The 24,837-nt window shown below is 71.6% G+C and carries 30 protein-coding genes and 2 pseudogenes; 18 read left to right on the forward strand and 14 right to left on the reverse strand.

All coding sequences use genetic code 11. From position 1 onward, the window contains the following. Positions 1 to 39 precede the first annotated feature (39 nt). On the reverse strand, positions 40 to 819 hold the full coding sequence (locus tag O7626_RS31120; RefSeq protein ID WP_278064590.1) for a glucose 1-dehydrogenase: 780 nt from the start codon (positions 817 to 819) through the stop codon (positions 40 to 42). Continuing rightward, a complete protein-coding gene (locus O7626_RS31125; RefSeq protein ID WP_278064591.1) occupies positions 819 to 2,621 on the reverse strand; it encodes a glycoside hydrolase family 15 protein in 1,803 nt (600 codons plus the stop codon). Before O7626_RS31125 ends, O7626_RS31120 begins: the two co-directional genes overlap by 1 nt. Before the next feature lie 250 nt (positions 2,622 to 2,871). Between O7626_RS31125 and O7626_RS31130 the strand changes: the two genes are divergently transcribed. The 6 genes and pseudogenes from O7626_RS31130 to O7626_RS31155 form a co-directional block, all read left to right on the forward strand. Further along, positions 2,872 to 3,891 carry an ABC transporter substrate-binding protein gene (locus O7626_RS31130; protein ID WP_278064592.1) on the forward strand — a complete coding sequence of 340 codons (1,020 nt, stop codon included), beginning with the start codon at positions 2,872 to 2,874 and terminating at the stop codon, positions 3,889 to 3,891. Positions 3,892 to 3,934: 43 nt separating this feature from the next. Beyond that, positions 3,935 to 4,123: a carboxymuconolactone decarboxylase family protein gene (locus tag O7626_RS31135; RefSeq protein WP_278064593.1), complete on the forward strand. Its 189-nt coding sequence runs from the start codon at positions 3,935 to 3,937 to the stop codon at positions 4,121 to 4,123. Between the two features lie 50 nt (positions 4,124 to 4,173). Beyond that, the gene (locus O7626_RS31140; protein ID WP_278064594.1) at positions 4,174 to 4,674 is read left to right on the forward strand and encodes a transposase; all 501 of its coding nucleotides are present in this window, start codon (positions 4,174 to 4,176) and stop codon (positions 4,672 to 4,674) included. Positions 4,675 to 4,784: 110 nt separating this feature from the next. Beyond that, positions 4,785 to 4,943, forward strand: a complete 159-nt coding sequence (locus O7626_RS31145; RefSeq protein ID WP_278066396.1) for a hypothetical protein — start codon at positions 4,785 to 4,787, stop codon at positions 4,941 to 4,943. Between the two features lie 417 nt (positions 4,944 to 5,360). After that, positions 5,361 to 5,690, forward strand: a complete 330-nt coding sequence (locus tag O7626_RS31150) for a hypothetical protein (RefSeq protein ID WP_278064595.1) — start codon at positions 5,361 to 5,363, stop codon at positions 5,688 to 5,690. 58 nt (positions 5,691 to 5,748) lie between these two features. Further along, positions 5,749 to 5,997: pseudogene (locus O7626_RS31155) on the forward strand (transposase); the annotation flags it as partial. A 210-nt stretch (positions 5,998 to 6,207) separates the two neighbouring features. Here the strand turns inward: O7626_RS31155 and O7626_RS31160 are convergent. The 6 genes from O7626_RS31160 to pdxH form a co-directional block, all read right to left on the reverse strand. Next, positions 6,208 to 7,398: an acyl-CoA dehydrogenase family protein gene (locus O7626_RS31160; protein ID WP_278064596.1), complete on the reverse strand. Its 1,191-nt coding sequence runs from the start codon at positions 7,396 to 7,398 to the stop codon at positions 6,208 to 6,210. Between the two features lie 94 nt (positions 7,399 to 7,492). Continuing rightward, positions 7,493 to 7,792, reverse strand: a complete 300-nt coding sequence (locus O7626_RS31165; RefSeq protein ID WP_278064597.1) for a type II toxin-antitoxin system VapB family antitoxin — start codon at positions 7,790 to 7,792, stop codon at positions 7,493 to 7,495. A 187-nt stretch (positions 7,793 to 7,979) separates the two neighbouring features. Beyond that, positions 7,980 to 8,612: a nitroreductase family protein gene (locus O7626_RS31170; protein WP_278064598.1), complete on the reverse strand. Its 633-nt coding sequence runs from the start codon at positions 8,610 to 8,612 to the stop codon at positions 7,980 to 7,982. A gap of 21 nt (positions 8,613 to 8,633) precedes the next feature. Then, complete coding sequence (locus O7626_RS31175; RefSeq protein ID WP_278064599.1) at positions 8,634 to 9,572, reverse strand: aldose 1-epimerase family protein; 939 nt, start codon at positions 9,570 to 9,572, stop codon at positions 8,634 to 8,636. A gap of 16 nt (positions 9,573 to 9,588) precedes the next feature. Then, the gene (locus O7626_RS31180; RefSeq protein ID WP_278066397.1) at positions 9,589 to 10,851 is read right to left on the reverse strand and encodes an MFS transporter; all 1,263 of its coding nucleotides are present in this window, start codon (positions 10,849 to 10,851) and stop codon (positions 9,589 to 9,591) included. Between the two features lie 176 nt (positions 10,852 to 11,027). Further along, on the reverse strand, positions 11,028 to 11,681 hold the full coding sequence (pdxH, locus tag O7626_RS31185) for a pyridoxamine 5'-phosphate oxidase (protein ID WP_278064600.1): 654 nt from the start codon (positions 11,679 to 11,681) through the stop codon (positions 11,028 to 11,030). Positions 11,682 to 11,927: 246 nt separating this feature from the next. Here pdxH and O7626_RS31190 point away from each other — a divergent pair, with 246 nt between their 5' ends. The 3 genes from O7626_RS31190 to sepH all read left to right on the forward strand — a co-directional run bounded on the left by O7626_RS31190 (position 11,928) and on the right by sepH (position 15,634). Further along, positions 11,928 to 13,034: a citrate synthase 2 gene (locus tag O7626_RS31190; protein WP_278064601.1), complete on the forward strand. Its 1,107-nt coding sequence runs from the start codon at positions 11,928 to 11,930 to the stop codon at positions 13,032 to 13,034. 211 nt (positions 13,035 to 13,245) lie between these two features. Then, positions 13,246 to 14,373 carry a phosphoserine transaminase gene (gene serC / locus O7626_RS31195; RefSeq protein WP_278064602.1) on the forward strand — a complete coding sequence of 376 codons (1,128 nt, stop codon included), beginning with the start codon at positions 13,246 to 13,248 and terminating at the stop codon, positions 14,371 to 14,373. A 190-nt stretch (positions 14,374 to 14,563) separates the two neighbouring features. Further along, positions 14,564 to 15,634: a septation protein SepH gene (gene sepH, locus O7626_RS31200; protein WP_278064603.1), complete on the forward strand. Its 1,071-nt coding sequence runs from the start codon at positions 14,564 to 14,566 to the stop codon at positions 15,632 to 15,634. Between the two features lie 17 nt (positions 15,635 to 15,651). On the opposite strand, the gene thpR is transcribed toward sepH, so the two are convergent. The 6 genes and pseudogenes from thpR to O7626_RS31230 all read right to left on the reverse strand — a co-directional run. Beyond that, a complete protein-coding gene (gene thpR, locus O7626_RS31205) occupies positions 15,652 to 16,221 on the reverse strand; it encodes an RNA 2',3'-cyclic phosphodiesterase (RefSeq protein ID WP_278064604.1) in 570 nt (189 codons plus the stop codon). Between the two features lie 41 nt (positions 16,222 to 16,262). Further along, complete coding sequence (locus O7626_RS31210) at positions 16,263 to 16,772, reverse strand: hypothetical protein (protein ID WP_278064605.1); 510 nt, start codon at positions 16,770 to 16,772, stop codon at positions 16,263 to 16,265. Between the two features lie 60 nt (positions 16,773 to 16,832). Then, positions 16,833 to 17,618 carry a maleylpyruvate isomerase N-terminal domain-containing protein gene (locus O7626_RS31215; RefSeq protein ID WP_278064606.1) on the reverse strand — a complete coding sequence of 262 codons (786 nt, stop codon included), beginning with the start codon at positions 17,616 to 17,618 and terminating at the stop codon, positions 16,833 to 16,835. A 225-nt stretch (positions 17,619 to 17,843) separates the two neighbouring features. Further along, positions 17,844 to 19,130 (reverse strand): MFS transporter, encoded by a 1,287-nt coding sequence (locus tag O7626_RS31220; protein ID WP_278064607.1) that lies wholly within the window; start codon positions 19,128 to 19,130, stop codon positions 17,844 to 17,846. 104 nt (positions 19,131 to 19,234) lie between these two features. Continuing rightward, the gene (locus tag O7626_RS31225; RefSeq protein WP_278064608.1) at positions 19,235 to 19,684 is read right to left on the reverse strand and encodes a MarR family transcriptional regulator; all 450 of its coding nucleotides are present in this window, start codon (positions 19,682 to 19,684) and stop codon (positions 19,235 to 19,237) included. 135 nt (positions 19,685 to 19,819) lie between these two features. Beyond that, positions 19,820 to 20,377: pseudogene (locus O7626_RS31230) on the reverse strand (NCS2 family permease); the annotation flags it as partial. Positions 20,378 to 20,507: 130 nt separating this feature from the next. Between O7626_RS31230 and O7626_RS31235 the strand changes: the two are divergent. The 9 genes from O7626_RS31235 to O7626_RS31275 are packed head-to-tail and all read left to right on the forward strand — an operon-like array spanning position 20,508 to position 24,819. Then, positions 20,508 to 20,798: a hypothetical protein gene (locus O7626_RS31235; protein ID WP_278064609.1), complete on the forward strand. Its 291-nt coding sequence runs from the start codon at positions 20,508 to 20,510 to the stop codon at positions 20,796 to 20,798. Continuing rightward, a complete protein-coding gene (locus O7626_RS31240; RefSeq protein ID WP_278064610.1) occupies positions 20,795 to 21,232 on the forward strand; it encodes a hypothetical protein in 438 nt (145 codons plus the stop codon). Before O7626_RS31235 ends, O7626_RS31240 begins: the two co-directional genes overlap by 4 nt. Continuing rightward, positions 21,232 to 22,137: a hypothetical protein gene (locus O7626_RS31245; RefSeq protein WP_278064611.1), complete on the forward strand. Its 906-nt coding sequence runs from the start codon at positions 21,232 to 21,234 to the stop codon at positions 22,135 to 22,137. The genes O7626_RS31240 and O7626_RS31245 overlap by 1 nt, the downstream gene beginning before the upstream one ends. Further along, complete coding sequence (locus tag O7626_RS31250) at positions 22,134 to 22,481, forward strand: hypothetical protein (RefSeq protein ID WP_278064612.1); 348 nt, start codon at positions 22,134 to 22,136, stop codon at positions 22,479 to 22,481. The genes O7626_RS31245 and O7626_RS31250 overlap by 4 nt, the downstream gene beginning before the upstream one ends. After that, positions 22,478 to 23,056, forward strand: a complete 579-nt coding sequence (locus O7626_RS31255; RefSeq protein ID WP_278064613.1) for a hypothetical protein — start codon at positions 22,478 to 22,480, stop codon at positions 23,054 to 23,056. The genes O7626_RS31250 and O7626_RS31255 overlap by 4 nt, the downstream gene beginning before the upstream one ends. Further along, the gene (locus O7626_RS31260) at positions 23,056 to 23,304 is read left to right on the forward strand and encodes a hypothetical protein (protein ID WP_278064614.1); all 249 of its coding nucleotides are present in this window, start codon (positions 23,056 to 23,058) and stop codon (positions 23,302 to 23,304) included. The genes O7626_RS31255 and O7626_RS31260 overlap by 1 nt, the downstream gene beginning before the upstream one ends. Next, positions 23,301 to 23,723 carry a hypothetical protein gene (locus O7626_RS31265; RefSeq protein WP_278064615.1) on the forward strand — a complete coding sequence of 141 codons (423 nt, stop codon included), beginning with the start codon at positions 23,301 to 23,303 and terminating at the stop codon, positions 23,721 to 23,723. Before O7626_RS31260 ends, O7626_RS31265 begins: the two co-directional genes overlap by 4 nt. Further along, complete coding sequence (locus O7626_RS31270) at positions 23,720 to 23,902, forward strand: hypothetical protein (protein ID WP_278064616.1); 183 nt, start codon at positions 23,720 to 23,722, stop codon at positions 23,900 to 23,902. The genes O7626_RS31265 and O7626_RS31270 overlap by 4 nt, the downstream gene beginning before the upstream one ends. Next, complete coding sequence (locus tag O7626_RS31275; RefSeq protein ID WP_278064617.1) at positions 23,899 to 24,819, forward strand: hypothetical protein; 921 nt, start codon at positions 23,899 to 23,901, stop codon at positions 24,817 to 24,819. The genes O7626_RS31270 and O7626_RS31275 overlap by 4 nt, the downstream gene beginning before the upstream one ends. Positions 24,820 to 24,837: the final 18 nt, after the last annotated feature.

Below are 24,837 nucleotides of genomic sequence, written 5' to 3' on the forward strand. Positions count from 1 at the left end.
GCCGACCCTACCGCGACCAGCGGTTCTTCCGCTGCGGCATCAGGCCCCCTGGCCCTGGTTCTGCATCAGGCCGCCGTCCATGAAGTAGGTCGACCCGGTCACGTAGTCGGCGTCGGAGCTGGCCAGGAAGACCGCCAGCCGGCCGATCTCGACAGGTTCGGCGGCCCGCTTGAACGGGATGCTCTGCACCTGCTCCTCCAGGTACTTCGGGTCGTCGATGGCCCGCTGGTTGAACGGGGTGAGCACCATGCCCGGCCCGATGTTGTTGACGTTGATCCCCATCGGGGCGAGTTCCAGCGCCATGCTCTTGGCCAGGTTGAGCAGCGCGCCCTTGCTGGTGTCGTAGTCCGAGCCGCCGGCCCGGGCCACCTCCTGGTGGATCGAGGTGATGTTGATGATCTTTCCCTTGCCGCCCTGGTCCCGGCGGTGCCGGGCGAACCGCCGCGAGCAGAAGAACGCGCCGTAGACGTTGACCCGGATCGCCCGGTCCCAGGTCTCGGTGTCCAGGTCGATCACCGGGATGCCCGAGGCATCCACCCCGGCATCGTTTATGAGTACGTTCAGCTCGCCGAACTCGGCGAGCGCGGTGTCGAACATGGAGTCGACCTGCTCCTCGTCGCTGATGTCGCCGTGCACCACGACGGCCCGGCCACCGGCCTGTTCCACCTGCTCCCGGGTGTGCTGCGCGCCGTCGTGGTCGTGCAGGTAGTGCACCACCAGGTCGGCGCCCTCCTTGGCGAACTCGATGGCGGTGGCCTGACCGATCCCGGAATCCGAACCCGTGATCAGAGCCGTCGTTCCTTCGAGCCGTCCGGTCATCAGCTTCCTCCCCCTGTCTGCGCCGCCCCGTCCGAGGCGGCGGTGGTGAGTTCCCAGGCCGCGCTGATCAGTCCGATGTGCGAGAAGGCCTGCGGGAAATTGCCGAGCTGCTCGCCGGTGTGCGGGTCGACCTGCTCGGCGAGCAGCCCGAGGTCGTTGGCGACCGACACCACGTTCTCGAACATCGCCGCCGCCCGCTCCCGCTCGCCGGCCAGGACCAGGCACTGCACCAGCCAGAACGAGCAGAGCGTGAACGCCGCCGGGTCGCCGGCCCAGCGCCGGACCAGGCCGCCCCGGGAGAGCCGCTCCTCGACCAGCCGGATGGTGGCCCGCATCCGCTTGTCGGTGGCGGGCAGGAAGCCGGCGATCGGCATCAGCAGCACGCTGGCGTCGAGCTGGTCCGAGCCGAAGGCCCCGGTGTAGGCGCCGACGTCCGCGTTCCAGCCCTCCCGGAGCACCGTCTCGCGGATCTCGTCCCGGGTCGCCGTCCAGCGGGCCAGGTCGCCGGGGTCGCCCAGCCGGTCGCCGAACCGGACCGCCCGGTCCAGCGCCGTCCAGCAGCCGACCTTCGAGGACACGTAGTGCCGGGCGGCGTCCCGGGCCTCCCACATCCCGGCGTCCGGCTCCCGCCACCTCCGCACCGTCTGCTCGGCGAGGCTGCGCAGCAGGTCGCGGACCTCGGGGCGCATCGGGTCGAGATAGTCCCGCAGCCGCCAGGCCGCGTCCAGCACCTCACCGGATACGTCGAGCTGGTGCTGGCGCCACGCCTCGTTGCCGACCCAGACCGGCGAGCTGTCGGCGTAGCCGCGCAGCGTCTCGATGCGCCGTTCGGTCAGGTCCCGCTCCCCCTCGACACCGAACATGATCGGCACCGGTTCGTCGCCGATCCGGCCGACGGCCGAGGCGACCCAGCCGAAGAGCCGGTTCGCCTCGGTCGGGCAGGCCGCCACCCAGAGCGCCCGCAGGGTGAGGCTGAAGTCGCGCAGCCAGGCGTACCGGTAGTCGTAGTTGCGGTCGCCGCCGAGTTCCTCCGGCAGCGAGGTGGTCGCCGCCGCCACCACCGCACCGCTCGGCCCGTAGGTGAGTCCCTGTAGCACCAGGGCGGTACGCCGGACCAGCTCCGGGTATCGGCCCTGGTAGTCGTGGTGTGCCGCCAGGGAGCGCCAGCCGGCGACCGTGTCGTCGAGCGCGTCCGACCCGTCGACCGGCTGTGCCGCCGGCTCGTGGAAGGTCGGCCGGTAGGCCAGCACGAAGGTTTCCCGCTGCCCGGCACCGACGGTGAACCGGGCGGTCGCCTCGGCGCCGGAGACGGTCAACGGCATCGGGGCGGCCAGCGCCAGCGTCGTCGGCCCGGAGGTCGCCGTCAGCTCACCGTCCCGCCAGACCAGGTACGCGGTGCGCCGGCCGTACTCGAACCGGGGGCAGTAGGAGAGTTCCATCGGGACGGTGCCGGAGAGTCCCTGCACCGACCGGACCAGGATGCCGGGTGACCGGCAGCCGATCGCGTGCCCCCGGGAACCGTGCTCCAGCAGCAGCCCGTCGGTGAGCGCCACCTCGCCGTGCGCGGTCCGGAAGACGGTACGCAGCACCAGGCTGTCCGGCAGGTAGTCCCGGTGCACCTCGAAGTGTTCCGTCGGCCGGATCCACCAGTGCCCGCCGCCGACGTCGAGCAGCCGGCAGAAGACCGAGGGCGCGTCGAACCGCTCCGGGCACCACCAGTTGACCGAGCCGGCACGGTCGACGAGCGCGGCGCTGCGGCCGTCGGCCAGCAGTCCGTGCGCGGCGATCCCTCCGGCTTCCACGCGACGGGCTACCCCCGGTCCGCCGGCTCTAATCCCCCGGGTCCGCCCGAGCCGTCGCCGACAAGGTCCGTCTCGTCCGACCCTGGGGCGGTCCGCAGGTGTCGACCGGCAGGTCAGGAACGGTTCGACGGTGTCGACCCGACTTGACAAAGGCAATTTAGGTCAGGCTAACCTTACGCCCGGCGACAATGGTTTGCCGACCCGAACACAGTTCCGCTCTGCGTAGCGGCCAGCCAAGGAGCAGCACGTCATGCCGCACCCTCGTCAGTTCACCCGCCGGAACCTGCTCGGCGCGGCCGGCGCGCTCGGCCTCACCGCCCTGCTCGGCGCCTGCGGCCAGGACGACGGGCCGGGCACGGAGACCGGTTCCGGCGGTGCGTGGAGCTTCACCGACGACCGGGGCCAGACGGCCACCGCCGCCAGCCGGCCGAAGCGGGTCGTCGCGTTCGTCGGCACCGCCGCCGCGCTCTACGACTTCGGCGTCACCGAGGCGCTCGTCGGCGTCTTCGGCCCGACCAAGCGCGCCGACGGCAGCCCGGACGTGCAGGCCGGCGACCTGCCGGTGGCCGGGCTGACAGTCATCGGCAACACCTGGGGCGAGTTCAACATCGAGGCGTACGCCTCGGTCAGGCCGGAACTGCTGGTCACGCACGAGTACGAGAAGAACTCCCTCTGGTACGTGCCGGACGAGAGCAAGGACAAGATCGTGCCGTTGGCCCCGACGGTGGCGCTGGTCGCCTCCCGGGCTCCGCTGGACAAGGTGATCGGCCGGCACGCCGAACTCGCCGCCGCACTCGGCGCGGACCTGAACGCCACGAAGGTCACCGAGGCCAAGGCCCGGTTCGAGGCCGCCGCCGCGAGCATCCGGGAAGCCGTGGCGGCCAACCCGGGCCTCCGGGTGCTCGCCTGCTCCGCCGCCGAGGACCTCTTCTACGCCTCCAACCCGGCCGTCAACTCCGACATCAACTACTACAAGTCGCTGGGTGTGGACGTGATCGTGCCGGACAAGCTCGACGACCTCGGCTACTTCGAGAGCCTGAGCTGGGAAAACGCCGACAAGTACCCGGCCGACGTGCTGCTGCTGGACAACCGCAGCTCGACGCTCCAGCCCAAGGACCTGACCAGGAAGCCGACCTGGGCCCAGCTCCCGGCGGTGAACGCCAACCAGGTCGTCGGCTGGAACAGCGAACCCCGCTTCTCGTACGCCGGCAGCGCCGCCGCCCTGGAGACGCTGGCCGCCGCCCTCCGCTCCGCCCGCAAGCTGAGCTGAGCCGAAGCGGGCCGCCGGGCTAGGGCGTGTCGAAGTCGATGTCATGGCAGCTTCGAAGTGCCCCTGTGGTCAGCTCCGCATCGCGCTCAACGCCGGCGCCACCAAGGAACAGATCGCCGAAGTCTTTCTTCAGGTCGCGGCCTACGCTGGCGTAGCACGCGCGTTCGACGGCTACCAGGTCGCGGCCCAGGTCTTCGCAGAGAATCCGGAACGCTCAGACCCTGGTAAGTAAGGGTGTCAGGGGTTTGGTGGCGGGCGAGGCGGCGGGTCATGACAATGATCATGGCCATTGGACCATCGCGGCGTCGGGCCGGGATTACCGACGAGGTACGGCATCGGGAGAAGTGGCGCCTGGCCCTGAACATGATCGATGAACTGACCGGCTGGGGTCTACGGGCGCCGCTGATCGTGGCCGACGCCGGCTACGGCGACGCGGCGGAGTTCCGCCATGGTCTGGCCGAGCGTGGCCTGTCCCACGTGGTGCAGGTGTCGATGCGCGTCGGCGTGTACCCGGGCGAGACCGTGCGCACGACCCCGCCGTACCAGGGCGTCGGACTGTATCCCCGACCCCGGTACCGGGAGCCCGCCACATCGGTGAAGGAACTCGTGCTGGCCGCCGGGCCGGGACAGGCGCGGACCGTCGCCTGGCGGACCGGCTCCCGCGTCCGGGCCGGAACACCAGTGACGATGCGGTCCCGCTTCGTGTTCCTCCGGGTCCGACCAGCCGAACGGAGACTCCTGGCCACACACACCGCGACCAGGACCTTTCCGAGACGTGGCTGATCGCCGAATGGCCACCCGAGCAGGCCGAGTCGATCAGGTACTAGCTTTCGAACCTGCCCGCCACCACACCGCGACGCGCCCTCGTCCGATGGGCGAAACTCCGCTGGCGGATCGAACACGACTACCGCGAACTGAAGACCGGCCTCGGCCTGGACCACTACGAAGGACGCACCTGGCAGGGTTGGCACCACCACATCACCCTCGTCTCCGCCGTCCACGCCTTCCTCACCCTGCAACGCCTCAACCCAAAAGCGACGGCGCCGGCCTGACCCTCTACGCCGTACTCCGGCACCTGCAACACCTACTCGTCCGCCTGGCCGGGCCTGCCCACCTGCAAGACACGGTTCCCCACACGGAAACCCCGCTACCCAATCAGATCATGACAAAGCACTACTAGTACTTGAGTGAGACACCGTTGAGTTGGGCGTCCCGCGTCCCGTTTCAGCAGCGCCATCGCCGGGGCGGCGCGTCCTGAAACGCCTAACCGGCCGCCGAGAGCTACTCCCGGCAATCCGCTCAGGGTGCTGGAGGTCGCGCGGCCCGCGTCTGAAGTCGACCTGAAACCGCGACCTGGCAGTGTGAGTTGTCGGAGCGGCGTGTCGCCGGACTGCCGCCGGAGATTGACGAAGGTGAGTCACGTAGCCACGGCCAGGGCAGCCGGCCAGCGTAGTGAAGATTGGAGATGCATGATTCGCACACGAGCATCCAAGGCTGTTGTCATCGCGTTGACCGCAGCAGCCATGAGCGCCGGAGCTTCTTCCAGCGCATCGGCCTCCACGCAAGACTCTCCGTCGAACCCCTCCCTGCCGTGCGGCTTCTCCGAGGTGCCGGACGGCATGGGCAACACGCAGACCTACTACCGGAACTGTTCTTCCCAGGGCGTGCTGATCCGCAGTCTCTTGTACTACCCGGAACCGGCCGAGACGGTGGAGGCCTGCGTGCCAGCGCACCAGGCGGGTCTTGTGGCGTATCCCGCCTACGGGTTGCACAGCCCACGTATCATCGGTTCCTGCTGACGCCGGCGGCCTGCTTCACACGCTACAAAGTTGAGTGGTCAGGTTTGTCACCATAGCGGTGACGAGGCGGTTCGATCTGACCGACGCCCAGTGGGCAACGCTGGAGCCGTTGCTGCCAGCGGCGAAGCAGCCGGGTCGACCGTCCTTGTGGAGCAGACGGCGCTTGATCGACGGGATTCGGTGGCGGATCCGGGTCAGCCCCCCGTGGCGGGACGTGCCACCCCTGTACGGGTCCTGGCCGGCGGTGTACGCCCTGTTCCGACGTTGGCAGCGCAACGGGACCCGGCAGCGGATCCTCACCGCGACTCCGCCACGCCCAGCCGGCCGCCGATCCGCGCGGGTCCCCACCGCCGCTTCGCCCACCGGTGCAGCACCTTCCGCTCCAGCGGTGCCGGCGTACATCGCGGTGAGAGGACCTCCCGGGTGATGCGGAATCTTCGACAAGCTCCACACTTCACCCGGAGGTCCTCACCTATTTCAAGATCCCGCCCTGTCACCAACGCCCATGGCAGAACACCTAGCCGCCGAACGCGGCGAGCCCGGTGAGCCGCTGCCCGATCACCAGCTGGTGGATCTCGGACGTCCCCTCGTAGGTCAGCACGCTCTCCAGGTTGTTGGCGTGCCGGAGCACCGGGTACTCCCCGCTGATGCCGTTCGCGCCGAGGACGGTCCGGCACTGCCGGGCGATCGCGATCGCCTCCCGCACGTTGTTCAGCTTGCCGACGCTCACCTGCTCCGGCCGGAGCGTCCCGGCGTCGGCCAGCCGGCTCAGGTGCAGGGCCAGCAGATAGCCCTTCTGCAACTCGACAGCCATGTCGGCCAGCTTCGCCTGGGTGAGTTGGAAACCGGCGATCGGCCGGCCGAACTGGGTCCGGCTGCCGGCGTAGTCGAGGGTGGCGTGCAGGCAGTCCCGGGCGGCGCCGAGGGCACCCCAGACGATGCCGTAGCGGGCCTCGGTCAGGCAGCTCAGCGGAGCCCGCAGCCCGGTCGCCGCCGGCAGCTGGGCATCGGCCGGCAGCCGGACCCCGTCGAGGGTGATCTCGCCGGTCGAGGAGGCGCGCAGCGACATCTTCCGGCGGATCTCCCGGGCCGCCACCCCGGGCGTTCCCATGGGTACGACGAAACCCCGCACCCCCTCGTCGGTGCGCGCCCAGACCACGGCTAGGTCGGCCACCGGCGCGTTGGTGATCCACATCTTGCCGCCGGAGAGGACCCAGTCGGAGCCGTCCCGGCTGGCCCGGGTGGTCATCGAGGCGGGATCGGAGCCGTGGTCCGGCTCGGTCAACCCGAAGCAGCCGATCAGCTCACCGGTCGCCATCCGGGGCAGCCAGTGCCGTTTCTGCTCCTCGGAGCCGTACCGCCAGATGGCGTACATGGCAAGCGATCCCTGCACCGACACCAGCGACCGTACGCCGGAGTCGCCGGCCTCCAACTCCAGGCAGGCCAGGCCGTAGGCGACGGCCGAGGCACCGGCGCAGCCGTACCCGGTCAGGTGCATGCCGAGCAGGCCCAGCCTGCCGAACTCGACGGCCAGTTCCCGCACCGGGGCCTGACCGGCCTCGTACCAGTCGGCGACGTGCGGGCGTACCCGGGTGTCGACGAGCCGGGCCACGACGGACCGGATCTGGCGGTCCTCCTCGGAAAGCGTTCCGTCCAGGTCGAGCAGGTCGAGCGGGGGTGTCCCGGCCCGACCGGTTTCCTCGGTCATGGCCGCCACCCTAGTCAGCCGGCGGTCGCGGCGGCCCGGACGGGCGCACGGCCCCGCCGGCCCGGAGGTCGTCCGGTTCGGGCGGCCGTGCGATTCAGGCAGCCGGCAGGATCAGGACCCGGGCGTGGATCTGGTTGCGCTGCTGGAGCGCGGCGCGCAGCGCGCGGTGCAGCCCGTCCTCCAGATAGAGGCCGCCGCTCCACTGCACCACGTGCGGGAAGAGGTCGCCGTAGAAGGTGGAGTCCTCGGCGAGCAGCTTGTCCAGCGCGAGTTCCCGCTTGGTCGTGATGAGCTGGTCCAGGCGCAGCGGGCGTGGCGGGATCTCTGCCCACTGCTTCAACGTGAGCCCGTGGTCCGGGTAGGGACGCCCGTCCCGAACCGCTTTGAAGATCACGACGGCACGCTCCTCCCCATGGCCGTGCTGGCCCGACCCCTCGCCCTGCTGCTCCGGCGGCCCGCCACCGACGCACGCCGCACGCTACCAACGACGCCCGTCAGCCTAGCGACCTCCGACTACCCCGTGGTTTGTCCGCCGATGTCAGTTTCGTTACTACTATCGGTGACCTGTCGACGGCTTTCGGTCAGGATGTCAGTCCCCACCGCCCCCGGTGCACCACCTCGGCCGGCGGCCGGCGACCGCGACGCAGCGAAGCCGAGCGGTGGTCCGGGGCCGGGTAGCCGATGCTCAGCGCGCCGATCGGCACCAGCTCCGCCGGCACCCCGAACGCCGCCCGGAACGGATCGACCCGCTCCACCGGGATGCCGAAGAAGCAGGCGCCTAGCCCGGAGTCCACCGCAGTCAACAGCATCAGCAGCGCGGCGAAACCGGTGTCGACATACCAGTACGGCACCGGCCAGCGGGACTCGTCGCGGTCCGTCCAGCCCTTGTCCGGCTCGGCGTACCTGTCGAGATAGGCCGACCGGTCCGCCAGCGGTACGACGATCAGCGGCGCCCGGCGCATCCCGGTCAGCCACCGGCTCTGCCCCCGGCCGGCCGGGTCGGGCCGGCCGGTGTCCGGGGCGGTCGCCGTCCAGAACAGTTCCCGGTCCGCCGGCTCGGTCAGCACCAGGAACGCCCAGCCCTGGGAGAACCCGGCCGACGGGGCCCGGACGGCGTGCTCCAGCAACCGGTCCACCAGCTCGGCCGGCACCGGCCGGTCCGGGTCGTAGTTGCGGACCATCCGCCGGCGCCGGACCACCGTCGAGAACTCCATCGCGAGCGCCGCCTCTCCGCGTCAGGCGCCGGGCCGGATGCCCCAGCTGCCCTGCCAGGTCTGCCCCGGTTCGAGGACGATCACGTCCCGGCCGGACCGGAACCCGTCCGGCGGGCAGGTCATCGGCTCCACCGCCACCGACCGCCGGTAGCGGTCGCCGGTCAGGGTGTCCCCGGTGAAGACCTGCCACCAGCCGAACGACGGGTCGGCCCAGATGCTCACCGCCGCACCGTCGTCGGGAGCGGCCAGCGTGACGCTGGAACCCCAGTCGTGCACCAGCGTCGGGTCGAGGTCCCCGAAGGCCAGGTCCAGCACGGCCGGGCCGATCCGGCGCGGCTCGGTGAAGTCGTACTCCCCGCCGGTCACCTTCGCCGCCCCGATCGGCAGCAGCCGGCCGTCCAGCAGCAGCCGGCTGCGCCCCGGCACCCGCATCCGCAGGTCGTCCACGGCCACCCCGGGCAGCCGCAGGTACGGGTGCACCGAGAAGCCGAACGGGCAGGGCTCCCGGCCGACGTTGGTGGCCTCGTGGCTGACCCGCAGCCCGTCGGCGCCGACCTGCCAGCGCGCCCGCATCGACAGCGGCCACGGGTAGCCCACCTGGGCGGGCATCTCGCAGGCCACCACCACCTCGTCCGGCCGCTGCTCGACAAGCCGCCACGGCAGCCAGTTGACCAGACCGTGGATGGCGGTGTGCCGCTGCGGCTCGGTGAGCGAAAGTTGCAGCTCCTGCCCGGCGAAGGTGTACTTCCCGTCCCGGATCCGGTTCGGCCACGGCGCCAGCACCTGACCCGCGCAGCCGGCCGGCAGTTCGTCCTCCGCGTACCCGTCCAGGTAGTCCACGCCGTTCGCCCGGTACGCCCGCAGGCCGCCACCGACCTCGACCACCACGGCCTGCTGGTCGCCCGCCGAGATGGTCCACTGTGCACCGGAGAGCGGCCGGGCCGCCTTGACGTTGTCCATGCCGGGACGATAGCCGTTACCCGCCGGTGGCGCCCGGCTGGCCGCCCGCCGCGCCGGGGTGCGGCGGCCGGTAGCGGACCAGCGCCGGGAAGAGGACCCCGAGCAGCAGCGCGAGTACCGCCGCGACCAGCCCACCGCCGACCCAGGCGAAGCCGACCCCGAAGGCGGCGGCGGTGCTGCCGGCCCGCAGGTCACCCAGCCGGGGACCGCCGGCCACCACCGTGATGTTCACCCCCTGCAACCGGCCGCGCAGCCGGTCCGGGGCGTAGACCTGCAACATCGACTGCCGGAAGACCGCGCTGACCAGGTCGGCCGCCCCGGCCACCGCGAGCAGCACGACGGCCAGCCAGAGCTGCCGGGCCAGTCCGGCGGCGGCGATCGCCAGCCCCCAGCCGACCACCGCGCCGACCAGGGCCAGCCCCTGCCGGCGTACCCGGCTGATCCAGCCGGAGGTGAGGCCGCCGAGTACCGATCCGATGGCGATCGCGCTGAACAGCCAGCCGACCGCCGAACCGCCGCCGAACCGCTCCTGGGCCACCTCGGGGAAGAGCGCCCGGGGCATCGCCAGCACCATCGCGATGATGTCGACGGCGAAGGAGAGCAGCAGCACCGGAGTGGTGGCCAGATAGCGGAACCCGTCCACCACGCTGGCCAGGCCGACCCGCCGGGGCTGCCCGCCGTCGTCCAGCGGCGGCATCGGGGGCAGCCGGTAGGTGGCCCAGAGCGAGACGGTGAAGAGCAGCGCGTCCACCCCGTACGCCACCGGGAGCACCACCTCGACCGGGCCGGCCGAGAAGACCAGGCCGGCGGCGAGCGGACCGAGTACGCCACCGGCGGTCGACGTGGTGTAACCGAGGGTGTTCGCCGCCGGCACCAGCGAGGTGGGCACCAACCGGGCGATGATCGCCTGCCGGGCCGGTGAACTGATCGCGAACGCGGTGGTCTGCACCGCCACCAGCACCAGCAGCAGCACCGGGCTGCCGACCCGGAACACCGCCTGGAGCAGCAGTCCGCCGGTGGAGAGCCACATCAGCACCGAACTGGCCAGCAGCAGCTTGCGCCGGTCCACCGCGTCGGCGACGGCACCGCCCCAGAGGCCGAAGACCAGTAGCGGGACGAATCCGGCGATGCCCAGCAGTCCGACCCAGAACGACTCCCGGGTCAGCGCGAACATCTCCACCGGTACGGCGACCGCGGTGAGTTGGAAGCCGAACATCGAGACGCCGTTGCCGATCCAGAGCCGCCGGTACGCCGGCACCCGCAGCGGTCGTACGTCCATCGCCCACCGGGCGAACCGCCCCCCGGACCGTGCCCTGACCGCGGCGGCGGCCGGCTCGGCGGTTCCGGCCAGCCCCGACGCGGCGGCGGCCTGGTTCGGTGCGGCGGAGCCGGTGGCGGCCTGGTCCGGTGCGGCGGAGTCGCCGTCCCCCCGTTCGGCGCCGGGATCAACGCCGGTCAAGGTGCCAGCCGCTCAATGATCCAATCGTCCGCACCGGTCCGACGGTAGCGCAGTCGATCGTGCAACCGGCTGGCCCGTCCCTGCCAGAACTCCACCGTCGCCGGCACCACCCGCAGGCCGCCCCAGTGCGGTGGCGGCGGCACCGGCACGCCGTCCGGAAACCGCTGCGCGACCTCCCGGAACCGGTCGTCCAGGGCGGCCCGGTCGGCGACCACCTCCGACTGCGGACTGGCCCAGGCGCCGAGCTGCGAACCACGCGGCCGGGTGGCGAAGTACTCCTCCGTCTCGGCCCGGTCGACCGGCCCGATCGTGCCGCAGACCACCACCTGCCGCTGCATCGGAAACCACGGCAGCAGCAGGCTGGCGTACGGGTTCGTCCCCGCCTCGGTGCCCTTGCGCGACCCGTAGTTGGTGTAGAAGACCAGTCCGCGCTCGTCGTACCCCTTCAGCAGGACCGTCCGGGTGCTCGGCCGGCCCCGGTCGTCGGCGGTGGCCACCACCATCGCGTTCGGTTCGGGCAGCCCGGCGGTGACCGTGTCGAGGAACCAGCGGTGGAACTGGGTCCACCAGTCCGGCGCAAGATCCGCCTCGGTGAGCCCGTCGACCGACCCGTACTCCCGGCGCAGTCCGGCCGGCGGTGTGTCCCGCATCACGTCACATCCCTGTTCCTCGATCGAAGGCGGAGCGCCCGCGCCAACCCGCCCGCCGCCCGTGGACGTCCCCCCGTCGGGCACCTCCGGACCGCCTCGTGTCGCGTGTAGCACAACCGTGACCTCTCGCAAAGTTAGTTACCCAGCAGGCAAGATGGCACGAATACATCGCTGAGTACGCAAGGGCCCGCGCCGGGTACTGCCGGGCGGGCCCGCAACGCACGGACGACCGATCCAGGAGCGCGCATGTCCGACTTCAAACCGGGGCTGGAAGGCGTGATCGCCTTCGAGACCGCCATCGCCGAGCCTGACAAGGAAGGAGGGGCGCTGCGCTATCGCGGGGTCGACATCGAAGACCTCATCGGCCAGGTTTCCTTCGGCAACGTCTGGGCGCTGCTCGTGGACGGCCGGTTCGGTCCCGGCCTGCCCCCGGCCGAGCCGTTCCCGGTGCCGGTGCACTCCGGCGACATCCGGGTCGACGTGCAGTCGGCGGTGGCGATGCTGGCGCCGTACTGGGGGCTGAACCAGTTCCTCGACATCTCCGACGAGCAGGCCCGGGAGGACCTGGCCCGGGTCTCGGTGACCGCGCTCTCCTTCGTCGCCCAGTCGGCGCGCGGGCTCGGGCTGCCGGCCGTACCGCAGAAGGAGATCGACAAGGCGGAGACGATCGTCGAGCGGTTCATGAAGCGCTGGCGGGGCGAGCCGGACCCGAGGCACGTGAAGGCGGTCGACGCCTACTTCATCTCCGCCGCCGAGCACGGGCTGAACGCCTCCACCTTCACCGCCCGGATCGTCGCCTCGACCGGTGCCGACGCCGCCGCCTGCATCTCGTCCGGGATCGGCGCCCTCTCCGGGCCGCTGCACGGCGGTGCGCCGTCCCGGGTACTGCACATGATCGAGGCCGTGGAGCGCAGCGGCGACGCCGAGGGGTACGTCAAGGGCGTACTCGACCGGGGCGAGCGGCTGATGGGCTTCGGGCACCGGATCTACCGGGCCGAGGACCCGCGCGCCCGGGTGCTCCGGCGTACCGCCAAGGAACTCGGCGCACCGCGCTTCGAGATCGCCGAGGCGCTGGAGAAGGCCGCGCTGGCCGAGCTGCACGCCCGCAAGCCGGACCGGGTACTCGCCACGAACGTCGAGTTCTGGTCCGCCGTGGTGCTCGACTTCGCCGAGGTACCGGCACACATGTTCACCTCGATGTTCACCTGTGCCCGGATGGGCGGGTGGAGCGCGCACATCCTGGAGCAGAAGAAGCTGAAGCGGCTGGTCCGGCCGGCCGCCCGGTACACCGGCCCCGGCCCCCGCAAGCCCGCCGGGGTGGAAGGCTGGGACGCCGTCCCACACGACGTCTGAGGTGCAAGGAAGGGCCCCCGCTTATCGCTTCCGGTAGATGCGGGGGCCCTTCCTCACGTCTCACCCCGGACTGTGGGGCAGAACTCAGCCGGTGCGGTGGGATCGTCGCCCGGGCGGCCCGGTGGAGGTGCGAGGATGGGCGGGCGGCAGCGTCGCCGGCAACCCGCTCGGCTCACGGGCCTCTCGGCCCACCGGAAGGATCTTCGTAACCGTGGCTGACGTATCGACCATTCGGATCCCCGACGAGATCAGACCTGCTGACGGCCGGTTCGGCTGCGGCCCCTCCAAGGTGCGTCCGGCCGCGGTCTCCGCGCTGGCCGACGTCGCGACGACGTACCTTGGCACCTCGCACCGGCAGAAGACCGTACGCGACCAGGTCGCCCGACTGCGCCGGGGCATCGCCGAGTTCTTCTCCCTGCCCGAGGGCTACGAGGTCGTACTCGGCAACGGCGGCACCACCGCCTTCTGGGAGGTGGCCACCTTCGGGCTGGTCCGCGACCGGGCCCAGTTCGCCAGCTTCGGCGAGTTCGGCGCCAAGTTCGCCAAGTCCGTCGCCGACGCCCCGTTCCTGGGCCAGCCGACCGTGCGCAAGTCCGAGCCGGGCAGTGCCCCGTCGCTTGTCGCCGAGGCCGGCGTCGACGTCTACGCCACGCCGCACAACGAGACCTCGACCGGTGTCGCGGTGCCGATCCGCCGGGTGGCCGGCGCCGACGACGACGCGCTGCTGCTCGTCGACGCGACCTCCGGGGCGGGCGGGCTGGAGGTGGACGTCCGGGAGACCGACGTCTACTACTTCGCCCCGCAGAAGTGCTTCGGCTCCGACGGCGGGATCTTCCTGGCCCTGATGTCGCCGGCCGCGCTGGCCCGGGCCACCGAGATCAAGTCCTCGGGGCGGTACATCCCGGCCTTCCTCGACCTGGTCACCGCGATCGACAACTCGCGGCTGGAGCAGACGTACAACACCCCGGCGCTGGCCACCATCTTCCTGGCCGCCGAGCAGACCGACTGGATGAACGCGCAGGGCGGGCTGGCCTGGGCGGCCAAGCGCACCGCCGAGAGCGCCGCGGCCGTGTACGGCTGGGCCGAGCGTTCCGCCGTGGCGACACCCTTCGTGACCGATCCGGCACTGCGCTCCAACGTGGTGGCGACGATCGACTTCGCCGACGGGGTGGACGCGACCGCGATCGCCAAGGTGCTGCGGGCGAACGGGATCGTCGACACCGAGCCCTACCGCAAGCTCGGCCGCAACCAGCTGCGGATCGCGCTCTTCCCGGCCGTCGAGCCCGGCGACGTGGAAGCCCTCACCACCTGCGTCGACTACGTGGTCGACCGGCTCTGAGCCCCGCCGCCACCCGGGTCGGGCCGGTCGGCCGGACCGCCCGACCCGAGTGGATCGAAAGACGCAGCTCACCCGCGACATGCGGGCGCGCCTCTCCCCAACGGGTGACCGAGCGGCGTACCGTGTGACGAGGACGCCCGGGTGGCTGACCCGTGGCGTGGGGCCAGCGAGGCGGGACGGAGGCAACGCGATGCGGCCAGTACGCTTCGTCGCCCTCTCCGAGGACGGCCAAGCTATGGTGCTCACCGACGAGGTGGGCCGTCTTCTCGCGCTGCCGATCGACGAGCGGGTCGCGACCGTCCTGCACAACGAGCCCGGCAGCGCTCCACTGGCCGTGGCCGGCCCCGGCACCGAACCGGCACCCTCACTGTCGCCAAGGGACATCCAGGCCCGGATCCGCTCCGGCGAGTCCGCCGAGGACGTGGCCCGGATCGCCGGGGTGCCGGTCGACCGGGTGCTGCGGTACGCCGGCCCGGTGCTCCAGGAGCGGGCGATGCTCGCCCAGCACGCCCGGCGGACCCGGCTGAAGAACGCCGAGAACCAGTCCCCGCTCGCCGAGATCGTCGACGGCCGGCTCTCCCAGCACGGCATCGACACCGAGAAGATCTCCTGGGACGCCTACCGGCGCGACGACGGCACCTGGCGGATCATCGCGACCTGGCCCTCCGGCAAGGCCACCGCGCAGGCGATCTGGGATCTCGACAAGGCCCGCCAGGCGGTGACCCCGCACGACGACATGGCGCAGTACCTGTGCGCCGAGCGTCCCGCGCCGCTGCTCGGCCAGGAGCCCGCGCCGGAACGCGGCGGCCACGCGCTGCCCGGTCCGTCCCGGGTGGAGCCGGGCCGTGGCGGGCACGGCCTGCCGGCCGCCGCCGGTGACCATCCGCGCCCGAGCCGCGACCCGATCCGGGCCGGCCGGGACGCGCTGCTCGCCGGGCTGGACCGGCCGCTCGGCTCGACCGCCGGGCGCGGGCTCGACCCGGCGGCGTCGATGGCGTCGCCGGACGCGCCCCGGCAGCGCCCCGTCGCCGGTGGCGCCGCCGCACTGCTCGGCGGTGGTCCCGGCTCCGCGTTCGACGACGACGCCGACGCGCCGAAGGAGGTCCCGGCGGTGCCGTCGCTGGCGGTGCTCCGGCCGCGCCGGGCCGCCGCAGCCGGCTCCGGTGAGTCCGGTGACGCCGCCGGCAAGCCGCGCAAGCGCCTGCCGAGCTGGGACGACGTCCTTTTCGGCGGCGGTCCCGCCGCCCGCGAGACCTCCTGACCCCACCGGGTGCGCCGCTACAACGGCCAGCTCGCCAGCCGGTCGTACGTCGGCCGGGGGCCGAGCTGGCTGCGCACCAGCACCAGTTCGGTCGCCGGCCAGGACGGTCCCAGATAGCCGTCGAGGGTGCTCAGGTCCTCGTCCAGACTTCCCGGATCGATCCGCTCGCCGGGGCGGGCCAGGGTGAGGTGCGGTCGCAGCGGCCGGACGTCGAACGGGATCCTGGCCCGGCGCAACTCCCGGCGGACCGTCGCGCCCAGCCGGCGCAGTACGTCGACCTCGCCGCGCAGCCCCACCCAGAGCACCGTGAACCGTCCCCGGCCGAACCGCCCACCGCCGCCGAACCGGAGCCGGGGCGCCCGCAGTCCGCCGGACGTCTCCACCCGGGAGAGCGCCTCCTCGACCACGGGCAGCCGCTCGTCCGGCACCTCGCCGAGGAACGCGACGGTCACGTGCAGCGTCGACGGGGCGGTCAGCCGCACGTTGACCCCGGACCGGGCTGCCGCGCCGATCCGGAGCCGGTGGACCTGCGCGACGATGTCGTGCACGGCCTCCGGCGGTGGATAGACGGCCACGAAGAGACGCACCTAGCGCGCCTTTCGCCGGCAGCGGGTCGCGGGCCGGCGGCTCAACCGCTGCCCTGGCGCGGCCCGGCCTGCGGGGACGGCAGGACCAGGCCGGCGGCCTGCAACTCGCCCTCGACGCGTACCCGTTCGATCTCCAGGTCGATGCCGTCCAGGGCGCCGAGATGTTCGGCCACCCCGAGGCAGCGGCTGGCCAGGCGCAGCCGGTCGTCGTACGCCTCCAGCACCGCCGCCTGCCAGACCCGGGACCGGCCGGCGATGCTGAGCCGCTGGTCGCCCAGCCGGCGCAGGTCGGCGGCGATCCGTTCGATCGCCGGATGATCCACCCGCTCCAGTCCGGAAAGATCGATTTCGCCGGCCCGCGGGTCCACTTCGAACGCCTGGTCCAGTCGACTTATCGTCCGGCGTGAGCGGCGGTCCTCCCGGCGCTCGGCGAGCCAGCCGGCGAGCCGGTCGACCAGCTCGTCGGCGAAGATCAGCGCGGCCAGAGCGACCGGCAGGCAGATCGTGGCAAGCAGGGCCAGCGGCAGCGCGAATGCATGCACGATGGCCACGTTCTCCGACGCTAACCGGCGGCACCCCGGCCCGCTACCGGTTTTGCACGGAACGGGTATTCACCGGGTCGCCGGGGCGAGGGCGAGGCGCAGCCGGTCGACGGCCGCCCGGTCGCCGGACCAGCCGATCGCGTCGTCGGCGCGGCGTCGCCAGAGCCAGAGCAGCATCCGGTCCGGACTAGCGCTGACGGTCGCCGCCGGACCGGCGGACGCGGATCTGGACGGGGCGGCCGGGATGGTGGCCCCGAGCGCCACCGCCCTGTCGGGGGCCACCGTCGCCCCCTCCGGGCCGAGCCGGACCAGCCAGCTCGCCGGCCCGGCGGCGGCCAGGATCTCGACCGCGGACTCGGGGAGCACCTCGGCGAAGTCCTCCGGCCAGCGCCGGGAGCGATAGCCCAGGAAGAGCCGCAACACCTCGTCGATGCCGTCGGTGGCGAGGTCGGCCGGGATCTCCGCGACCGACCGCCCGGTCGCCAGCTCCATGTCCACCCGGTGGATGACCGTCTCCTGTGTCATCCGGCGGAGCCAGAATCCGACGGTCTGGTCCGGGTCGTACCAGGTGGGGGCGAGCGCGGCCGGGTCGCGGCCGTCGAACTCGGTGCCCAGCGCCCGGCAGGCCCGGTCGAAGAGCGGCAGCGGCTCCTCGGCGGAAACGTCCGGCGGCCACGACGAGGGGATCCGGCCCGTCCGCATGCACTCCACCTTGTGCAGGTAGGTCACGGCGACGTGCCGGACGAGGTCGGCAACTGTCCAGTCCGGACAGGCCGGCACGGCGGCCGCCAGGTCGGTGGCGGCGACCTGGCGCAGCCGCGCCTGGTCGGCGGCCAGGCACTCCAGAAGTCGCACACGCAGCATGGGGCCAGCTAACCAGAGGGGTCCGACGCCCGCAGGGCGCCGCGCCATCGACAGCCCTCGGGCGAGCGCGCCCCGCCATCAGCGGGCCAGAGGCGGACGCGCCCCGCCGTCAGCGGGTCCGACGGGCGGACGCGCCCCACCATCAGCCGCCCGACGGCAGGCGCGCCGCGATCGACGGCCCTCGCGGCGAGTGCGCCGCGCGCCCCGGGAGGCGGTTCACGTGTCGGCCGGATGTACCACGTAGAAGCGGGGCAGCGGGAGGATGCGCAGCCGGAGTCGGGTACCGGTGCGGTGCAGTTGCCAGACCAGCGCCGCACCGGCGGCGGCCAGCGAGATCAGGCCGCCGATCCAGATGCTCGCCCCGGCACCGAAGCGCTCGGCGATCCAGCCGATGATCGGCGCACCGACCGGGTTGGAGCCGAGGAAGACGAGCACCCAGAGTGCCATCACCCTGCCCCGGAAGGCCGCGTCGACGCCGAGCTGCACCCGCTGGTTGGACGCCTGGGCGAAGAAGACCGTGAAGAACCCGGTCAGCGGCAGCAGCGCCACCACCATCCAGTACGCGGGAGCGAGCCCGACCAGGGTGCCGCAGACACCCGTGGCCACGGCCGCGCCCAGCACCACCCAGACCGACGGCCGGCTCCGCCGGCCGCTGCCGGCGAGCGCGCCGACCAGCGCACCCACCGCGAGCGCGGTGGTGAACAGGCCGAACGAGGCGGCCCCGGTGTTGAAGGTGGTCTTGGCCAGCGCCGAGAGGGTGAGCTGGAAGTTGAACAGGGCCAGCCCCAGCACCGACATCAGCACCATCGGCAGCACCAGGTCGGAGCGGCGGGCGACGTACCTGAGGCCGTCGATCACCCGGGCGGAGCCCCGCTCGGCGAGCGGCGGCAGCTCCTCGCGGTGCAGCTCGGCGGCGCGCATCAGCACCACGCAGACCACCGGGGCGATCGAGCTGACCGCGCTGACCAGGAAGACCGGGCCGACGTCGAGGAGGGCGATCCCCAACCCGGCCACCGCCGGGCCGATGATCCGGGCCGAGTTGAACGTCGCGGCGGAAAGCGCCAGTGCGTTCGGCAGCAGCGAAGTACCGACGAGTTCGGAGACGAAGGACTGGCGTACCGGGGTCTCGACCGCGTTCGCCACCCCGAGCAGGGCGGCGAAGACGAAGACGTGCCAGAGCTGGACGAGCCCGGTCAGCACCAGCACGCTCATGCCGAGCGCCAGCACGCTCCAGGCGCAGTTGGCGAGGAAGAGCAGCAGGCGCTTGTCGTACCGGTCGGCGAGCCGGCCGGAGAGCAGGGTGAGCAGGAGCACCGGGGTGAACTGGAGCGCGATCACCACGCCGAGCGCGGAGGCGGAGTTGTCCGAGAGGTCCAGGACCAGCCAGTCCTGCGTGGTGAACATCATCCACACCCCGATCAACTTGATCAGTTGACCGGTGGCGAAGAGCCGGTAGTTGCGAACCGTCAGGGACTGGAAGGTGGTGCTCAGCTTTGCCCGCACTCGGGGTGCGCCTCCTCGGGTCGTACGCGTCATCCCGACCGCCTGCCGCTACGTCGCGGCCGTACGGTCCTGGTGGACGAAGCGGACCCGGTGTGCTGCGGCGGTCAGGCGCGCGCCACCTTCTGCAGGATCTCGGCGGCACGGGCCAGCGTGTCGCGCTCCTCCGCGGTCAGCTCGGCGAGTCGGCCGGCCAGCCACTCGTTGCGGGCCCGGTCGAACTGGGCGAGCATCGCGCGGCCGGTGTCGGTGGTCGAGAGGATGACCTGCCGGCCGTCGGTCGGATGGGGGGTGCGCTGCACGAGACCGCGCTCCTCCAGCTTCGCGACGATCTTGGTCATCGTCGGCGGTTGGACCCGTTCGGTGTCGGCCAGTTCGCGGGGGCTCAGCGCGCCGGCCAGCTCCAGGCTGGTCAGGGCGGAGAGCTGGGTCCCGGTGAGATCGCCGACCGGCCGGGTCTGCCGTACCCGTCGGTTGAGTCTGGTGATCGCGTCGCGCAGCAGCGTCGCGAGCTGCGCCGGTGGCGTGCGCTTCGCCATCACCGTCCACTCCGTCACGGTCGTTAGCCTAACTAATAAGCTAGGCTAACGACCACCGACTATGACCACCGTCACCGCTGCCCGACGAACTGGCGCACGGTCGGAACGGCTGCCGAACAGGTTAGAACAGCTGCCGCACGGGTCAGACACGGGTCAGAACAGCACGCTCTCGATCGGGCCGCGCAGGAAGTAGAGCACGAAGAGCGCGGCCACCCCGTACAGCAGCGGGTGCACCTCCCGGGCCTTGCCCCGGGCCAGCTTGACCACCACGAAGCTGATCACACCGGCACCGATGCCGTTCGAGATCGAGTAGGTGAACGGCATCAGCACGATGGTCAGGAACGCCGGGATGGCGATCTCGTAGTCGGCCCAGTCGATGGTCCGCACCGCCGTCATCATCAGGAACCCGACGATCACCAGCGCCACCGAGGCCGCCTCGAACGGCACCACCACGACCAGCGGGGCCAGGAACATCGCCAGCAGGAACAACCCGCCGGTCACCAGGTTGGCCGCCCCGGTCCGGGCACCCTCCGCGACCCCGGCGGCACTCTCGATGTACGACGTGTTGCTCGACGTGCTCGCCGCGCCGCCGGCCGCCGCCGCGATCGAGTCCACCAGCAGGATCTCCCGGGTACGCGGCGGCATCTTCTGCTCGTCGAGCAGGTCACCCTCCTGGCCGACCGCCACCATCGTGCCCATGGTGTCGAAGAAGACAAGTCAACATGCGCCTAGTAGCTCGGAGTAGCTAGGAGGTGCGCCCCGGGGTCCGGAGCAGGCACTCCTTCCCCCGGCACGACTTGACCCGCACCACTCGTCGTACACACGAGAGGAACGAACCCAGGTGTCATCTTCCACGACGCCCACCACGGGCAACAACACCGCCCCGCCGACCGAGGTCGAGCGGATCGCCGCCACGATGCGGCAGACCATCACCGACAACGGCGCCGACCACGCCTACGTGTACGCCATGACCCTGATCCGCACCCTCCCCGCCGGGCTCACCGACGCCGAGCACCGGGCCAGGGTCGCCGACATCGTGGCCGGCATGGACCGGGCGTTCGCTGACCTGGCCCGTGAGCAGGACGAGCGGATCGCCGCCCTGGTCGCCGAGCGGTCGGGGGTGGCCCGATGACGAACCTCGTCCCCGCCAGCCCGGACCCGCGCGCCGAGCTGGTCGCCGGCCTGCGCGCCCTGGCCGACTTCTTCGAGGCCAACCCGGACATGCCGATCCCGTCGTCGCCGAAGTTCGAGCACATCGTGCTGACCGACAACGACCGGGACGGCCTCGCCGAGATGGCGCAGATCGGCCGCCTGCTCGACGTCGCCCCGATCACGTCGGCGAGCCTGCACACGAACGTCAACACCCGGTTCCGGGGTCTGGCGTACCGGGCGTTCTACGTCGCCCGTGACCGGATGGCCCAGCACCGCGAGGAACAGTCGTACGTCGACAACGTGCGGGCGGCCCGGCCGTCGGTGCTGGACGGTGAGGTCGTCACCCCGACCCGTGCCCTGCCCGCCCGGTCGTCGTCCGCGAACAGCGTTGCACTGCTGGGGGTGACCCGCTGATGGGCGTCTTCAGCGTCTCCTCCCGCGACCCGTACCCGACCGGCGGTGTGAAGCTTCCGGCGCCGCGTGCCGGTCAGCCGTCGCTGCACCAGGAGAAGACCGACGACCGGGGCCAGGGGGTCACGGCGGACCGGCTCGTCGACCACGCCGCCGCCCTGGCGGCCGGGCACGCGATCACGTTCTCGAAGCCGGATCTCGACGTGGAGGCGTGGCACGACGCCCACCCTGAGCAGACCGGCGACCGGCCGTCGTGGATGACCGTCCCGGACCGGCCGTGGTGCTGCGGCATCCACAACGAGACCGACAAGGGCGACGACCGCATGTGCGCCCGGACCCTGATCGAGGGTTTGCCGCTGCGGGCGATGCCGCCGATCCCGGCCGACGCCCACATGCCCCGACCGTGCCCGGCGACGCTGTCCGTCGAGGTGTGGCAGATGCCCGGCGCCGCCGAGCCGATGGTGATCCTGTCGGCGTCCCTCGGCCACTGGGAGCATCGGTCGCTGCGGTTGACGGTCGGTGAGGCTGTCGACCTGGCCGGGAAGATCCTCCGGCACGTCGAGTGGGGCGAGCAGCCGTTGCCGCTGTCCCCGCCGCCGGCCGGTTCGCCGTCGTGGCAGAAGACGGCGTGCCCGGTGTGGGCGGACTGTGACCACCGGGAGACCGAACTCGTCGGCGACCGGTTCCACCGCACGGCCGCCGGGTCGATGGTGAAGGTCGATCTGTCGCTGGACGGGTTCGACTCGTTCGTCGAGGTGTCGCTGGTGCAGGACGAGCAGTCGGCGGAGTCGAAGGTGGAGCTGTCGCACTGTGACCGGCAGTTCGCGGACCTGCTGACGGGTGAGGCTCGGATGCTGGCGGCGAACCTGCTGCGGGTGCCTGCCCTGATCGTTGGCGGTGCCCGATGACGATCACGCCCGTTCGGCCCGCCGACCTGGCCACGCCGTGCCAGCCGTGGTGCGGGGACGACTGCCAGTCCCGGATTCCCGGAATCGAGCACCACACCGGCCCCGTGACGACCGTCAACGGCGGCACCGACACCGACCCCGCGTTGGGTGTCTCGGCCCGGGTGGAGCGGTACGACCTGGCCGACGCCGAGGGCATCGACCCGGGAGAGCCGTACATCGCCGTACAGGTCGGCGAGTGGGACTTGCTGGCCGAGAGTGGCCTCCTGACGGCAACCCGGGCACGGATGTTCGCAGCCGAACTGCTCGCCCTGGCCGACGCCGCCGAGTCGGAGGCTGCGCGATGACGATCACCGTTACTCCGGTAACGGTCGGGCAGGCTGCCGTCGGGGCTTCGGTCCCGGCGGTAGCCGCCGCCCCGGCCCTGCCGGAACCCGACTGGTGCCTGTGGACCCCGTGCACCCCCGACCGGCACGACGGGTCGCGGATGCACATGTCCCCGGCGGTCGACGTGCCCACCGCCGCCGGAACCGGCCTGCTCGACGTGCGCCTCTGCCAACTCGACGAGGAGACCGAGGCCGGGCAGACGCAGGTGTCCCTGAACGTCGGCCGGAACCTCGGCAGCATGGCGGACCTGACGCCGGAGCAGGCGTTGGTGTTCATCGAGGTCGTCCGCGACCACCTGATGACCGCCGCCGGCCCGGCCGGTGTGCCGATGCCCGTCGAGCGGGTCCGGCTCGGTGACGAGCTGCTGACCCCGGACGGCAACTGGGAAGTCGTCGAGATCGTGGACGTGGACGGCTGGCTGTACGAGGGCCACCCGTCGGCGGTGTCGATCAACACTGCCGCGCACAGCGAGGACGAGGAGCACTACCGGTACCCGATCGGCACGCCGGTCCGCGTGCGTAAGGCGGTGTCGTGATGACCGTCCTGATCAAGCGGCGGACGGTGAAGAACCGGGCGTACGAGCTGCACGACGCCGACCAGCCCAACGCGGGCGCTTTCGCTATCGCGATGCGCAGCGCCGATGGGTGGAAGGTCGCGGCCCGTGGCGGCCGGATGGTCGGCGAGCGGCTGGACGGCCGCACGGCGGCGGCTCTGGCGACGCGTACCGCGCACGAGCAGATCCACATGGGTGCGGTACGGGCTCTGCTGGGAGGTGCCAAGTGAAGGTTCGGATCATCGGCACCGAGCGGGAGATCGAGGTCGGGGAGCACCTGCTCCGTGACGGCTTGGACGTCACCGACGTCCACCACCGGCAGTCCCGGAACCACGGCACCCCGATGGCGTACCTCCAGGCCGACATCCCGGCCGAGGCGCCGTACCTGGTCGTCACCCCGCCGTTCCGGATGAAGACCACGATCCCCGCCGAGCCTGTCGAGGCCCGGCAGGTCCGGCCGACCGACCTGGTCCGGGCTGAGGACGGCGGATGGATGCGGGTCGTGCGGGTCATCCCCGACCCGGTCAGCGAATCGACGGCGGCGGTGTTCATCGACGTCGTTCCGAACGTGCGGCCGACCCGGTGGGCGTTGAAGGTCGACGCCCTGCTGGTGCGGCGGCGTCTGCTCGATCGGGGGGACTGGGAGTGAGGCTCGTACTGAGTGGCCTGCCGTCGGAGGTGGCGGCGGCGAAGGAGCTGGTGAAGCGGACGTTCGTGGTGTGGCGGGCCGACTCCCGGCCGATCCGGTCGAGCAGTGCCGCCACTCCTGACTACGTGACCGTGTACCTGAACGTCAGCCTGCCCGGCGGGACGGGAGACAAGTCGTGACCGAGGAGGAGCCGAACTTCATCGCCCGGCACCTGCGCTGGCCGGCACTGGTCGCCGCCGTGGCGCTCACCGCGAAAGGTGAGTACGACCTGGCTCGGATGGCGCACTACGGCGAATGGATGGCAGTCCTATTCCCGATCTCGATTGATGTGTATTCGGCGGCAGCATTCCTGCGCCACCGCACGGGGGATGTCCTCGCCGGGTTGGCGTTGATGATCGGCTGTCAGATTGCCGTTCACTTGCTCCCGCTCCACATCACCGGCGAAGAGAAGGTGCCGTGGGGGTTGGTGATTGCGATCTCGTGCATTCCGCCGATCGTGGCGTGGCGGGCGCACGCGCTTGGCACCAAATCTCGGGCGGAAAAGACGAAGCCGGAACCGTCGATCGCCGAGCCCGTATCTGGCATGCCAGACATCGACGCGACGGACGTTGACGTACGTGATGCGTCGTTCGATCCGTGGTCGCTCGCCGAGCCGGCTCGTGACGCATCCCTGCCAGTCCACGCGGATGCATCACTCGGTGACCCGTTCGACGTACCGGCGATGCGTCACCCGATGCCGGAGGTGACGCGTCACGACACGCCCGCCCTGCCGGCCAGTGACGCACGGCTGACGTACCCGGCACTGACGCATCCGGCCCGCCGGACGGTGACGCACCGGATCAACGGCAGTGACGCGTCACCCGGCGACGGTCCGGACGGGTCCGAGGTGACGCGTCAGCCGGAGCCGGTGAAGACGCGTCGCGGTCCGAAGCCGGGCAAGGACGAGCGGATGGCCGAGGTACTCCGGCTCGTCGAGGAGGACGGCATGTCCGCCCGTGCGGCGGCGAAGAAGGTCGGCATCGACGAGCAGGCGGCCCAGCGGTACGTGCGGAAGCACCGGACCAACGGCCACACGGTGGGAGGTCACGGTGCGTAACCTCAACCCCTTGAGGAC

Source organism: Micromonospora sp. WMMD1102, from assembly GCF_029626265.1.
Taxonomy (GTDB): Bacteria; Actinomycetota; Actinomycetes; order Mycobacteriales; family Micromonosporaceae; genus Plantactinospora.